This is a genomic window from Streptomyces sp. NPDC090106 (assembly GCF_044747265.1).
Classification (GTDB): domain Bacteria; phylum Actinomycetota; class Actinomycetes; order Streptomycetales; family Streptomycetaceae; genus Streptomyces.
The window spans coordinates 349,098-361,688 of the sequence record NZ_JBIVDS010000008.1; the positions used below are offsets into that span (position 1 = coordinate 349,098).

Annotated in this window: 13 protein-coding genes; 11 read left to right on the forward strand and 2 right to left on the reverse strand. The window is 72.4% G+C overall.

Annotation, left to right across the window (positions count from 1 at the left end):
* Positions 1-132 precede the first annotated feature (132 nt).
* From ACIPSE_RS26690 to ACIPSE_RS26715, 6 genes are read left to right on the forward strand one after another with little or no spacing between them, the layout of a single operon-like run.
* Positions 133-1,581, forward strand: coding sequence for an NAD-dependent succinate-semialdehyde dehydrogenase (locus tag ACIPSE_RS26690; protein WP_401666799.1), 1,449 nt, complete (start codon positions 133-135; stop codon positions 1,579-1,581).
* Positions 1,578-2,348 carry a fumarylacetoacetate hydrolase family protein gene (locus ACIPSE_RS26695; RefSeq protein ID WP_401666801.1) on the forward strand — a complete coding sequence of 257 codons (771 nt, stop codon included), beginning with the start codon at positions 1,578-1,580 and terminating at the stop codon, positions 2,346-2,348. The genes ACIPSE_RS26690 and ACIPSE_RS26695 overlap by 4 nt, the downstream gene beginning before the upstream one ends.
* A complete protein-coding gene (locus ACIPSE_RS26700; protein WP_401666803.1) occupies positions 2,345-2,716 on the forward strand; it encodes a VOC family protein in 372 nt (123 codons plus the stop codon). Before ACIPSE_RS26695 ends, ACIPSE_RS26700 begins: the two co-directional genes overlap by 4 nt.
* 25 nt (positions 2,717-2,741) lie before the next feature.
* Positions 2,742-3,527, forward strand: a complete 786-nt coding sequence (locus ACIPSE_RS26705; RefSeq protein WP_401666805.1) for an alpha/beta fold hydrolase — start codon at positions 2,742-2,744, stop codon at positions 3,525-3,527.
* The gene (locus tag ACIPSE_RS26710) at positions 3,524-4,012 is read left to right on the forward strand and encodes a heme-binding protein (protein WP_401666808.1); all 489 of its coding nucleotides are present in this window, start codon (positions 3,524-3,526) and stop codon (positions 4,010-4,012) included. Before ACIPSE_RS26705 ends, ACIPSE_RS26710 begins: the two co-directional genes overlap by 4 nt.
* A 4-nt stretch (positions 4,013-4,016) precedes the next feature.
* Positions 4,017-4,994 (forward strand): methionine synthase II (cobalamin-independent)-like protein, encoded by a 978-nt coding sequence (locus ACIPSE_RS26715; protein WP_401666810.1) that lies wholly within the window; start codon positions 4,017-4,019, stop codon positions 4,992-4,994.
* A 49-nt stretch (positions 4,995-5,043) separates the two neighbouring features.
* Here ACIPSE_RS26715 and ACIPSE_RS26720 read toward each other — a convergent pair whose 3' ends face one another.
* Positions 5,044-5,331, reverse strand: coding sequence for a putative quinol monooxygenase (locus ACIPSE_RS26720; RefSeq protein ID WP_401666813.1), 288 nt, complete (start codon positions 5,329-5,331; stop codon positions 5,044-5,046).
* 171 nt (positions 5,332-5,502) lie between these two features.
* On the opposite strand from ACIPSE_RS26720, the gene ACIPSE_RS26725 reads away from it, so the two are divergent.
* The 5 genes from ACIPSE_RS26725 (at position 5,503) to ACIPSE_RS26745 (ending at position 11,907) form a co-directional block, all read left to right on the forward strand.
* Positions 5,503-6,957, forward strand: a complete 1,455-nt coding sequence (locus ACIPSE_RS26725) for an aldehyde dehydrogenase family protein (protein WP_401666815.1) — start codon at positions 5,503-5,505, stop codon at positions 6,955-6,957.
* Positions 6,950-8,146 (forward strand): L-2-hydroxyglutarate oxidase, encoded by a 1,197-nt coding sequence (gene lhgO, locus ACIPSE_RS26730; RefSeq protein WP_401666818.1) that lies wholly within the window; start codon positions 6,950-6,952, stop codon positions 8,144-8,146. The genes ACIPSE_RS26725 and lhgO overlap by 8 nt, the downstream gene beginning before the upstream one ends.
* Before the next feature lie 132 nt (positions 8,147-8,278).
* Entirely contained in the window at positions 8,279-9,139 is an 861-nt protein-coding gene (locus tag ACIPSE_RS26735) for an amidohydrolase family protein (protein ID WP_401666820.1), read from the forward strand.
* A gap of 2 nt (positions 9,140-9,141) precedes the next feature.
* Positions 9,142-10,842, forward strand: a complete 1,701-nt coding sequence (locus tag ACIPSE_RS26740; RefSeq protein ID WP_401666823.1) for a thiamine pyrophosphate-dependent enzyme — start codon at positions 9,142-9,144, stop codon at positions 10,840-10,842.
* Positions 10,843-10,863: 21 nt separating this feature from the next.
* Positions 10,864-11,907: an Ldh family oxidoreductase gene (locus ACIPSE_RS26745; protein ID WP_401666826.1), complete on the forward strand. Its 1,044-nt coding sequence runs from the start codon at positions 10,864-10,866 to the stop codon at positions 11,905-11,907.
* A 45-nt stretch (positions 11,908-11,952) separates the two neighbouring features.
* Here the strand turns inward: ACIPSE_RS26745 and ACIPSE_RS26750 are convergent, their stop codons facing one another.
* Positions 11,953-12,534 (reverse strand): TetR/AcrR family transcriptional regulator, encoded by a 582-nt coding sequence (locus ACIPSE_RS26750; protein ID WP_401666829.1) that lies wholly within the window; start codon positions 12,532-12,534, stop codon positions 11,953-11,955.
* Positions 12,535-12,591 lie beyond the last annotated feature (57 nt).

Sequence of the window (12,591 nt, forward strand, 5' to 3'; positions counted from 1 at the left end):
CCAGGCCTCCCGAACCAGGCCCCTTGAGCCAGGCCCCTTGAGCCAGGCCCCCTGAGCCCGGCCCTCTGAGCCCGGACCCCTGAATCCGCCTCCCGAACCTGCCTCCCGAACCCGCTGAGAGGTCACCCACCCATGACCACCGACCACGCCTTTCCCGCCGTCCGCATGTACATAGCGGGCGAGTGGTGCGAGGGCGGGACCGGAGCGACCGCCCCCCTCGTCGACCCGGCCACCGAGGAGCCGATCGGCACGGTACCGCTGGCCGCGCCGGCCGACCTGGACCGCGCCCTCGCCGCCGCCGAGGAGGGCTTCCGCGTCTGGCGCGCCACCCCCGTCGCCCGGCGCACCGCGATCCTGCACGCCGCCGCCGACCTCATCGCCGAGCGCGCCCCCGCCATCGCCCGGGTGATGACCCGGGAACAGGGCAAGCCCCTCGCCGAGGCGGCCGGCGAGGCCCGCCGCACCGCCGGAACCCTGCGCTGGCACGCCGACGACGCCCGCCGCGCCTACGGCCGGATCATCCCGGCGGAGCCGGGCACGGTCCTGACCGTACGACGCGAACCCATCGGCCCGGTCGCCGCGTTCGTCCCGTGGAACTTCCCCGTCGGCGGACCCAACCGCAAGATCTCCTCCGCCCTCTCGGCGGGCTGCTCGATCGTCGTCAAGGCCTCCGAGGAGACCCCGGCGACCGCGATGGAGCTGGTCCGCTGCTACGCCGACGCGGGCCTGCCCCCGGGCGTCCTCAACCTCGTCCTCGGCGAGCCCGCGGAGGTCTCCGCCCACCTCATCGCCTCGCCCGTCACCCGCCTGATCGCCTTCACCGGCTCGGTCCCCGTCGGCAAGCTCCTGGCCGCCGAGGCCGGGAAGGTCATGAAGCCGTCCCTGATGGAACTGGGCGGCCACGCCCCGGTGATCGTGTGCGCGGACGCCGACCCCGTCCACGCCGCGCGCAAGGCGGCTCAGGCCAAGTTCGCCAACGCCGGCCAGGTCTGCACCTCGCCGAGCCGCTTCCTCGTCCACGAGAGCCTCGTCGAAGAGTTCACCGCCGAGTTCGTCAAGGCCGCCGAGGCCGTGACCACCGGGAACGGCCTCACCGAGGGCACCACCATGGGGCCCCTCGCCAACGCTCGCCGCCTCGAAGCCATGCAACGGCTCGTCGCCGACGCCGTCGCACGCGGCGCGAAGGTCCTCACCGGAGGCGAACGCCTCGACCGCCCCGGCTACTTCTTCCCGCCGACGGTCCTCACCGACGTCCCCCCGGACGCCGAGGTGCTGCACGAGGAGCCGTTCGGGCCGCTCGCGCCGATCGTGCCCTTCGACGGCCTCGACGAGGCGCTCGCGCTCGCGAACTCCCTGCCCTACGGCCTCGCCGCCTACGGCTTCACCCGGTCCGCCGCCACCGCGGAGAAGCTCTCCGACGCGCTGGAGGCCGGCATCCTCTCCCTCAACCACTGCGGCGGTTCGGTCCACGAGGCGCCCTCCGGCGGGGTCAAGGACAGCGGCTACGGCCGGGAGGGCGGGCCCGAGGCGCTCGACGCCTACCTCGTCACCAAGCGCGTCTCCCATCTGCTGGTGCCATGAGGTACGCCAGGGTCTCGGCCGGCGGCCGGGCGATGTGGGGCCGGGTGGGGGAGAGGGAGATAGAACTCCTCTCCGGCTCCCCGCTCGACGGCGACCCGCACGTCCTCGGCACCGTGGAGCGCTCGACCGCCGTATGGCTGCCGCCCGTCGTGCCGGGCGTCTTCTACGCCGTCGGCCACAACTACCCCCGGCACATCGAGCACACGGGCGCCGCGACGCCCGAGCGTCCCGAGGTCGGCTACCGGGCCAACAACGCGCTCACCGGGCACCTTTCAGTCATCGTGAAGCCCCGCGAGGTCGAGGGCCGCTTCGAGGCCGAACCCGAACTCGTCGCCGTCATCGGCCGCACCCTGCGCCGGGCGTCCTACGAGGAGGCCCGCGCGGCCGTGTTCGGCTGGACCATCGGCAACGACATCAGCGCCCGCACCTGGCAGCACCAGGACCGCAGCTTCTGGCGCAGCAAGAACAGCGACACGTTCAAGCCGATGGGCCCCTGGATCGAGACGGACGTCGACGCCCTCGCCCAGACGACCACGCTCCGCGTCAACGGCCGTGAGCGCGCCGCCTTCCCCACCGGAGACATGGTCTTCGACCCCTACGACCATCTCGTCGAGATCACCCGTCATCTCACGGTGCACCCCGGGGACGTGCTGTGGATGGGCGCCGAGTCCACCTGCGGGCTGGAGCCCGGCGACACCGTGGAGATCGAGATCAGCGGCATCGGCGTGCTCTCCAACCCCGTACACCTGGAAGGGAATCAGCAATGACCGCGGAACCCCGCTACATCCACCACGTCAACTTCCCCACCACCGACCCCGACCGGACCGCCGCGTGGTACGCCAAGGTCTTCGGGATGAAGCGGATCATGCCCAAGTCCAACACCCGTGTGGTGCTGATGACCCGGGGCACCTTCGACCTCCACTTCACCCCGGTCGAGGAGATGGAGCGCATGGCGCCCTACCACTTCGCCGTCGAGGTCGACGACTGGGACGACTTCCTCGCCCACCTCGGCGAGCTGGGCATCCGCCACACCCGCCCCATCCAGCGCCCCGAGAACCAGTCGAAGTTCTGCTACATCCACGATCCCGACCACACCATGATCGAGCTCGTCCACCACGCGAAGCGACCCAACTGAGCCTGCCGACACAGGAGTTACCTCCATGCCTTACGCCGACTCCGACGGCACCGCCATCTACTACGAGCGTCACGGCAGCGGCCCGGCGATCCTCCTCGTGCACGGCAGCGGCGGCCACCACGCCGCCTGGTGGCAGCAAGTGGCCGCACTGCGCGCCGAGTTCACCGTCGTCACCGTCGACCTGCGCGGCTTCGGCCGCTCCGACTCGTCCATGCCCGAGTTCGACGGCCAGGACTTCCCCGGTGACGTCGTCGCCGTGCTCGACGCCGAGGACCTCACCGACGTCATGCTCGTCGGGCAGTCCATCGGCTCCGTCGCCGCGCTGCGGGCCGGTCTGCTGCGGCCCGGGCGGGTCTCGTCCGTCGTCCTCGGGCACTCCCTCGGCGGGATCGACCACCCCGAGCTGCGGGAACTGGCCGCCGCCGACCGCGCCGAAGCGGTGAGACTGCCCGTCCTCGACCGGCTGCTGACCAAGCCGTTCCAGACCGAACGCGCCGATCTGACCTTCCTGTTCCAGCAGATGGGCACGTTCAACGCGGCCAGGATGCAGGACCTGCGCAACCTCGACACCGACGGGCCCTCGCTCGACGACATCCGGGCCTCCGGCGTCCGCATCGCGTTCCTCGCCGGGGAGAAGGACGCGGTGCTCGGCGTGAAGACCGTGACCCGCGCCCATGAACTGCTGCCCGGCTCCCACCTGGAGATCGTCCAGGGCGCCCCGCACTCCATGTACTGGGAGACGCCCGAACCGTACAACGCGGCCGTCGCCCGGCTGCGCCGCACCCTCACCGCACCGAAGGACGCCGTATGACCAGCCCTCTGACCCTGGACGCCGCCGAGGAGATCGCCGTCGCCGCCCAGCGGCGCGCCGAGGCCCTCGGCAAGGCGGTGAGCGTCGCCGTGGTCGACGCCGGCGGCTTCCCGATCGTCGTCCGTCGCCCCGACGGCGCCCGCCCGCTCACCCCGGACATCGCCCGCGCCAAGGCCTACACCGCCGCGATCATGCAGCGGCCCGGCACCATGCTGAAGAAGTGGCAGGAGAGCCAGCCGGTCTTCTTCTCCCAGCTCTCCCAACTCCCCGGCGCCGCCCTGCCGATCATGGCCACCGAGGGCAGTCTCACCATCAAGCGGGACGGGGAGGTCATCGGCGGCCTCGGCATCGCGGGCGGCACCGCGGACGAGGACCAGAAGATCGCCGAGGAGGTCCTCTCCTCGTTCGGCTACGAACTGGAGTTCGCCGCCTGGGGTGTCGCGGGCCCGCCCGCCTCCTCCTCCCGCTCCTCCCGAAAGGACTGACACCATGGCGGACACCTTCAACTACCGCATCGACCACCACGGCAGCCTCGTCCGCCCCGCCGACCTCGCCACGACCGGTGTGGAGCGGGCCGTCGAGGACGCGGTCGTCCTCCAGCGCAGGCTGCGCTCCACCGTCGTCACCGACGGCGACTACCCCCGTGCGGACTTCCGCAGCGCGGTACTCGACGGCACATCAGGGTTCCGGCGCACGGAGGACACCGGCGAGGACGGCCTCACCCGCTGGGTCGCCGAGGAACTGCCCAAGGCCGACGGCCCCCTCGTGGCGGACCGGGCGGCACGGCTCGCCGAACTGACCGTCATCGCCCCCAAGGTGGCGCTGCCCTCCCCGGCCTACCTCGCCGCGACGACGTACCAGCCCGGCCTCGGCCCCTCCTCCGCGCGCGAGCTGGGCGAGGCCCTCGCGGAGATCGTGCGGGCGGAGATCGCGCTGCTCGTGGCGGAGGGCGTACGGCTCGTCCAGCTCACCAACCCCCTGCTGCTGGACGGCGATCCCGGCGCCCTGTCCTACGAGGACGCCCTGGCGGTCGACGCGCTCGCCGTCCGTCCCGACGAGCGCCCCGAAGGCGTACGCGTCGGCGTCTGCCCCGGCTGGAGCGCCCCGGCGGAGCTGGACCGGGCCAGGGTCGAGCGGCTGTACGCCGCGATCCCCGCCGACCGCTGGATCCTCCCCTTCGACCAGGGCACCCGGGCCGAAGTCGACCTCGTCCGACTGCTCCCGGACGAGCGGGACTTCTGCCTCGGCGTCGTCGACCCCACCACACCCGAACCGGAGGACATCGACACCGTGATGTCCCGCATCGACGAGGTCGGCGCGTTCAAGGACCTGGAGGACGGGGCCGTCTCGCCCTCGCGCGGCTTCGCGGACATCGCCACGCGACCGCTGCTCACCGCCGGACAGCAGCGCCAGAAGCTGGTGCTGGTCGAGACGATCGCCCGCTACTGCTGGGGCAACGAGTTCTGACCGCACGAAGGGCCGGGCACCAGGTGGCGCCCGGCCCCGCACGGCCTGTTCAGAGCGACTCGGCGAACGTCACCGACCGGTCCGTCAGCAGCGGCCACACCGTCCCGACGATCAACTCCTCGAAATACGCGGCCGACTTGTGGGCCTCGAACCCGGCCCGGTCGGCGTACCGCTCGTACAGCAGAAAACCGCCCGGCTCGCCGGTCACGGAGTGCGCCTCGTAGGCCTCGTTGGCGGGCTCGGCGCGCGTGTGCTCCCGCATCCTCAGCAGCGCGGCCCGCACCGTCGCCTCGTCGGCGGGCGGGCACTGGTAGCGGGCGACGACGGTGTAGGCCATCTCGGTCCTCCTGGGAGCTTGATCGACCCGCCGATTCCAGCACGGATCATGCGCCCGCCGACCCGCGCGCGACGCAAGCATTGCCTGCCGCCGCGGGGCTGGTGGCACCGCCCCGACGTGGTGTGTCGTCTGACTCCGCACCCCGAGTACCCACCCATGGAAGTGACCCGCATGCGCACCTCGGAAACCCTCTCCGGCGGAGAGTGGGTGACGACCGGGGACTGGATCGACGTCCACGACCCGGCCGACGTCCGCACCCCCCTCGCCCGGATCCCGGCCCTCACCGCCAAGGACGTCACCCGCGCCTACGACCACGCCGAACGCGCCTTCACCGGCTGGAAGCGCACCAGCCCCTTCGAGCGGGCGCGGATCCTCACCGACGCGGCCCGGCTGATCCGGGAGCGCGCCGAGACGATCGCCGCCGACGTCACCGCCGAGAACGGCAAGACACGCGCCGAGGCCCGGGGCGAGACCCTGAAGGCCGCCGACTTCCTGGAGTACTACGCCGGGCTCGCCCGCCAGGGCTACGGCACCCTCCTGCACGACGCCCGCCCGCACCACCGCACCCACACCCGGCGCGAACCCATCGGCGTCATCCTGGTGATCAGCCCTTGGAACGACCCGCTCATCACCCCCGCCCGCAAGCTCGCCCCGCTGCTCGCGGCGGGCAACACGGCCGTGTTCAAGCCGGCCACCGAAACCCCCCTGGCGGGACTGCACTTCGCCCGGGCCCTGCACGACGCGGGCCTGCCGGCCGGGGTCCTGAACGTCGTCACCGGCCGCACCGCGCAGATCGAGGAGGCCCTGCTCGACGACCCCCGGATCACCGGCGTGACCTTCACCGGCTCCAACGCCGTCGGCAACCGCATCCGCCGCCGCCTCGCCGACCGCAACGTCCGATTCCAGGGCGAACTCGGCGGCAAGAACGCCTCCGTGGTGCTGCGCGACGCCGATCTGCCCGCCGCCGCGAAGGCCGTCGCCGCCGCCTCCTTCGGCCAGGCCGGACAGCGCTGCACCGCCACCAGCCGGGTCGTCGTCGAGCGCCCCGTGCACGACGAGTTCGCGCGCCTGCTGGTCGCCGAGGTCGAGGCGCTGACGCTCGGCCCCGGCGACGACCCCGCGACCACCCTGTGTCCGCTGTCCAGCCCCAGGCAGCGCGACGGCGTCCTCGCCGCCGTGGACACAGCGATCGGCGAAGGCGCCACGCCGCTCACCGGCGGCACCCCCGACTCCGCCCGCCCGCACGGCTGTTACGTCCGCGCGACCGTACTGGCCGACGTCACGCCGGAGATGGCGATCTGGCGGGAGGAGGTCTTCGGCCCCGTGCTCGCCCTGCGCGCCGTGGAGGACTTCCGGGCCGCCGTCGACGCCGTCAACGACTCCGACTTCGGGCTCGCCGCCGCCGTGTTCACCCGCGACCTCGCCCACGCCCACCGCTTCGCCGACGACGTCGAGTGCGGACAGGTCGCCGTCAACACGACCACCACCGGCTGGGACGTCCACCACCCCTTCGGAGGCTTCCACGACTCCGGCACCGCGTACAAGGAACAGGGCGACGAGGTGCTCCGCTTCTCGACCCGCGTCAAGACCGTCGCGATCAACCTCGGGGAGCCGGACCGTGGCTGACGAGACCGTCGGCGTCGTCGGCGCCGGCATCGTCGGCCTCGCCACGGCCCGCGAGATCGCGCTGCGCCGCCCGGGCACCCGGGTCGTCGTCCTGGAGAAGGAACAGCGGGTCTCCCTCCACCAGACCGGCCACAACTCGGGCGTCGTCCACGCGGGCCTCTACTACGCGCCGGGCAGCCTCAAGGCCGGCCTGTGCGTCCGCGGGGTGGCCCTGCTGCGCGAGTACTGCCAGGACAGGAGCCTGCCGTACGACGCGATCGGCAAGCTCGTGATCGCCGTGCGCGAGGACGAACTCGGGCGGATGGAGGACCTCTACGAGCGGGCCCGCGGCAATCACGTGCCCGACCTGCGCAGGGTCTCCGGGGAGGAGATCCGCGAGATCGAGCCGCACGCCGGCGGGATCGCCGCCCTGCACTCCCCGCGCACCGCCATCACCGACTACCCGGCGATCGCCCGGGAGTTCGCCGCGGACGTCGAGGCGGCGGGCGGCGAGGTACGGCTCGGCTTCCCCGTCACCTCGATCCGCGAGGGACCGGGGGGTGTCGAAGTGGGCTCCGCACACGAGCGGTTGACGGTCGACCGGCTGATCCTCTGCGCCGGACTGCACTCGGACACCGTCGCCCGCCTCGCGCGCGGCGGACGGGAACCCCGGATCGTCCCGTTCCGCGGCGAGTACATGCTGCTGCGCCCCGACCGCACCCACCTCGTGCGCGGCCTGCTCTATCCGGTCCCCGACCCCCGGTACCCCTTCCTCGGCGTCCACTTCACCCCGCGCGTGGACGGCTCCGTCGAGGTCGGTCCCAACGCGGTCCTGGCCCTGGCCAGGGAGGGCTACCGGCGCAGCCGCGTCTCGCCCCGCGACCTGCTCGGCCTCGCCGCCTACCCCGGGGCCTGGCGGATGGCCGCACAGCACTGGCGCACCGGCGTCCGGGAGTACCGGGGCTCCCTGTCCGCCAGGGCCTTCATGAAGGACGCCGGGGCGTACGTACCCGGTGTCGGTGTCGGCGACGTCGTCCGCGGAGGCGCGGGCGTTCGTGCCCAGGCCCTGGACCGCGACGGCACCCTCGTCGACGACTTCCGCATCCACCGCGAGGGCCGGATCACCGCCGTGCGCAACGCGCCCTCGCCCGCCGCGACGGCGTCCATGGCGATCGCCGAGCACATCGCGGACGCGGCGTACGCACAGTGAGTCGCCGCTGCTCAGAGGGTGCTCACGCGCAACAAGTGGTTGCGCTCCCAGAGGCTCCGCAAGGCCGCCCGGCCCGCCTAGCGTTCGCTGCGCAGCACCCCGCCACCCCTTGCCGAGAAAAGAGTTGAGGACATGTTCGTCGTAGACACGCAGATCCACATCTGGCTCGAAGAGACCCCCGACCGCCCCTGGGTGCCCGGCGCCCGCGAGCGCATCCGCCTCAACGGCCACCGCGAGGACCCCTTCTCCTACGAGGAGGCCCTGGAGCTGATGGACGAGGCCGGCGTCAACCGGGCGCTGATCCTGCCGCCGTCCTGGGAGGGCGACCGCATCGACTACGCCCTGGAGGCCTGCGAGGCGCACCCCGACCGCTTCGGGATCATGGCCCGCATCCCGCAGAACAAGCCCGAAGAGGGCAAGGCGATGCTGGCGGACTTCGCGCAGAACCCGCATGTGAAGGGCACCCGGCTGACCTTCCACCGGCCGATCGACCGCAACTGGATGATCGACGGCACCAACGACTGGTACTGGCCGCTCGCCGAGGAACTCGGCATCCCCACCATGGTCCACGCCCCCATCTGGAAGCGGGAGCTGGGGGAGATCGCGGCCAAGCACCCCGACCTGAGGATCATCATCGACCACATGGGCATCATGGCCCGCTGCGTGGACGACGCGATCGGCTACTGGGTCTCGGAGACCGCCGACCTCGCCGCCCACCCCAACATCTACGTCAAGGTCTCCGCGCTGCCGGGCTACTCCACCCAGCCGTTCCCCAACAACAACATCCAGAAGTACGTGCGCGAGATGGTCGACAAGCTGGGCCCGCAGCGGTGCTTCTACGGCACCGACATCACCCGCCTGCTCGGCCACGGCATCACCTACACCGACACCATCGAGCAGTTCACCAAGCACTGGGACTTCACCCCCGAAGAGCTCGAATGGATCATGGGCCGCGGTATCTCCGAGGTCCTGAACTGGCCGATCGAGGGCTGACCATGAACGACACCGCGCACCTGGACGGCGGCGACGCGCTCGTCACCGCCTTCACCGCCGCCGGCGCCGACCACGTCTTCTGTTCCTCGGGGTCCGAATGGGCCCCGGTGTGGGAGTCCCTGGCCCGCCGCCACCGCGACCTGCTGCCCTGCCCCGGCTATCTGGACCTGACCCACGAGACGGTCGCGGTCGGCATGGCCACCGGGTACGGCCTGATCACCCGCCGCCCCCAAGGAGTGCTGCTGCACGCGGCGCCCGGACTCCTCCAGGGCTCCATGGCCGTCCACGGGGCGCTCCTGGCCGGCGTCCCGATGGTGGTCGCCTCCTCGGAGTCCACCACCTACGGCGACGGCCCCGGCCAGGACCCCGGCGGCCAGTGGTACCGCAACCTGTCGATCGTGGGCGGCCCGCACGGCGTCGCCCAGCCGTTCACCAAGTGGGCCACCGAGGCGGCGAGCGTCCACACGCTCCCCGCCATGGTCACACGGGCGGCCGAACTGGCCCGGCGGGCCCCGGCCGGACCGGCGTACCTCAACATCCCGCTGGAGATCCTCCTGGAGGAGTGGGACGGCAGGGAGGCCAAGCCCGTCGTCGCCCCCGGGTCCACGCACAGCTCACCCGAAGAGGCCGACACGGTCGCCCGGTTGATCCGCGAGGCGCTCAACCCGGTGATCGTCACCGAGACCTCCGGCCGTGAGGCGGGCGGCTTCGAGGCGCTCGTCGCCTTCGCGGAGGCGTGGCAGATCCCCGTCGTCGAACCCGACTCGGCTGTCTGCGGCAACTTCCCGCGCACCCACCCCCTCCACGCCGGCGGCGACATCGGCCCCTGGATGGAGGAGGCCGACCTCATCCTGCTGGTCAACTGCCGGGCGCCGTTCTACCCGCCGTCCCGCCGCCCGTCGAAGGCGAGGATCGTCGTCATCGACGAGGTGCCGCAGCGCCCGCACGTCGTCTATCAAGTCCTCTTCGCCGACCACTACTTGGAGGGCGGTGTCGCCAACACCCTGCGCCAGCTGGCCAAGCGGGCGCAGGACCTCGACCCCGCCGCGGTGGCGGCGCGCCGCGCCGCACAGGAGGAGCGGCACGCGGCCGAACAGAGGGCGATCACGGCCGCCGAGGAACGGGCCGCCGACACCGAGGGCATCGACCCCGTCCTGGTCGCGGCGACGCTGCGCGAGCTGCTCGCCGGTGAGGACGCCGTCGTCGTCGACGAGACCATCACGCACAGCCGCGTCGTCAAGCGCCATCTGCGCACCGCCGACCCCGACTCCTACTTCTACGTCCAGGGCGGCCTCGGCCAGGGCATCGCGGTGGCCCTGGGCGTCAAACTCGCCGCCCGGGACAGGCCGGTGGTCCTCACCATCGGGGACGGCGCCTTCGCCTACAACCCGGTGATCCCGTCGTACGACGCCTCCAAGGCGTACGAACTCCCGCTGCTGATCGTCGTGTTCAACAACCGTGTCTACAAGTCGATGAACCTCAATCACCGCAGGTTCTATCCCGAGGGTGCCGCCGCCGAGACGGGGGAGTGGCTCGGCACCGATCTGCACCGGCTGCCCCGACTGGCCGCCTTCGCCGAGCCGTTCGGCATGCACACCGAGACCGTCGACACCCCCGACGCGCTGACGCCCGCGCTGGAACGCGCCCTCAAGGCCGTGGCCGAGGGCACCACGGCCGTCGTGGACGTCCTCGTCACCCGCTGACCCCCAGGAGCCGCACCCCTCATGTCCACCACCCCAGCGAAGATCCTGGTCCCCGCCGACGACCTGCGGGCCTTCTCCGCCGCCCTCCTCGAAAAGGGCGGCCTCGGCGCCGAGCACGCCGCCACCACCGCCGACGTGTTCGTCTGGGCGGCCCGGCGCGGCGTCGACTCCCACGGCGTCGCCCGCGTCCCCGCCTATCTGGACCTGCTCGCCAAGGGCGTGGCCAACCCGGCGCCCGAGATCACGGTCGAGTCCACCACCCCGGCCGCCGCCGTCCTCGACGCAGACCGCGCCCCCGGTCCGGTCGCCCTCACGGCCGCCGCCGACGAGGCGGTACGCCGGGCCCGGGACACCGGCATCGCGACCGTCGGTGTCCGGCGCACCGTGCACACCGGAGCCATCGGCTACTACGTCGCGAGGATCGCCCAAGAGGGCCTCGTCGGCATCGGGTTCGTCGCCGGAATGCCCAACATGGGCTACACGGGCGTCCAGGGCGCCGCGGTCGCCACCAGCCCGCTCGCCATCGCCGTACCGGCGTCGGACCACGCGCCCCTGGTCCTCGACATGGCCACCGCCACCATCGCCCTCGGGAGGATCCGCCAGGCGAGGGCGAGCGGCACGCCGTTGCCCGAGGGTGCCGCCGCCACGGAGGACGGCACTCCGACGACCGACCCCGAGAAGGCGGTCATGCCGCTGCCGCTCGGCGGCGCGAAGGGCTCGGGCATGTCCCTGGCCTTCGAGCTGCTGACCAGCGTCCTCGTCGGCGCCCCGATCCTGTCGTCCTTCCACTCCGACGACCCCCAGGGGCGCAGACACCGCCAGAACGCCCTGATCATCGCCGTCGACCCGGCGGCCTTCGGTGACCCGGACGCCTTCACGGCCGCTGTCGACGAGACCCTGAACACCCTGAAGGGTCTGCCCAGTGAGACGGGTGTCCACTACCCGGGCGAGCGCAGTGCGGCCCTCGCGGAGGAGCGGGCGCGTGAGGGCGTCCCGGTGGCCGCGAAGGTGTGGAAGGAACTGACCGACCGGGCGGCCGGACTGGGGGTGGAGGTCCCCGTCTGAGCGGGGCGAGCGGAACCGCGCGACCCGCCCCCCGGGTGCAGGGGGTTACCGGCGGGTCGCGCGCACGCCGTCCAGGGCGATCGACAGCACCCGGTCCCGCTGGGCGTCGTCGTCGAAGGTCGTGGCCATGATGCCGGCGACCATGCGCAGCAGATCCGTGAAGTCCATGTCCGGGCGGACCTCGCCCGCCTCCTGGGCGCGAGTGAACAGCGGTCCGCCCGCGGCGTACATGGACTCCCGGCAGGCGGAGAAGATCTCCGACTCGTCGTTGAGGGCCTCGCGGACGGCCCGCTTGGTGACCATGTAGTCCGCGAACCGGTCGAGCCAGCCGGTCAGCGCCTCCCAGGGCGCGCGCTCCGCCAGCTCCACGGCCACCCGGCACAGCGCGTTGACCTCGTCCGCGTAGACGGACTCGAACAGGTGCCGCCGGGTCGGGAAGTTCCGGTACAGGGTGCCGATGCCGACGCCCGCGCGCCGGGCGATGTCCTCCAGCGAGGCCTCCGCGCCGTGCTCCGCGAACGCCTCGCGGGCCGCGTCGAGCAGGGCGTCGTAGTTGCGGGCGGCGTCCTTCCGGGTCGGCCTGCGGGACGCGACGATCTCGCTGACGGGGAAGGGGCGGACGGTCACGGTGGCCTCCGAGGGCGGACGCGGTTGAAGCGGAGGGGTGCCTCCGCTAGAGTGGAG